3 tRNA genes are annotated in these 416 nt (G+C 46.9%); all 3 read left to right on the top strand.

What is annotated here, in order from left to right:
• Positions 1-72: 72 nt before the first annotated feature.
• The 3 genes from AC1DM9_RS34550 to AC1DM9_RS34540 all read left to right on the top strand — a co-directional run bounded on the left by AC1DM9_RS34550 (position 73) and on the right by AC1DM9_RS34540 (position 328).
• Positions 73-148 (top strand) — tRNA-Val (locus AC1DM9_RS34550).
• Positions 149-154: 6 nt separating this feature from the next.
• Positions 155-230 (top strand) — tRNA-Lys (locus AC1DM9_RS34545).
• An 18-nt stretch (positions 231-248) separates the two neighbouring features.
• Positions 249-328 (top strand) — tRNA-Leu (locus AC1DM9_RS34540).
• Positions 329-416 lie beyond the last annotated feature (88 nt).

The raw sequence follows: 416 nt of genomic DNA, 5'->3' as shown, positions 1-416 counted from the left end.
TATCCAGTTTTCAATGTGCAAAACGCACAATGAAGCAAGACTCCCACTCGCAGTGGGTTTTAGTGTTTCCATGGAGGATTAGCTCAGCTGGGAGAGCATCTGCCTTACAAGCAGAGGGTCGGCGGTTCGATCCCGTCATCCTCCACCATAGTATGAGTCATTAGCTCAGTTGGTAGAGCACCTGACTTTTAATCAGGGTGTCGTAGGTTCGAATCCTACATGACTCACCATTTTTTAATCTCGGATGCGCGCGTATGGCGGAATTGGCAGACGCACTAGACTTAGGATCTAGCGGGCAACCGTGGGGGTTCAAGTCCCTCTACGCGCATCATAGTACGACAAAAGAAGTCTTGCTTAGCAAGGCTTTTTTTGTTGTTCAAAAGTAGGAAATGATATTCAAATGAGATGCTTTTGAG

Source organism: Paenibacillus sp. 01T431, from assembly GCF_056398625.1.
The sequence above is the reverse complement of the archived record's forward strand: the minus strand, read 5'-3'. Positions and strand labels throughout refer to the sequence as shown.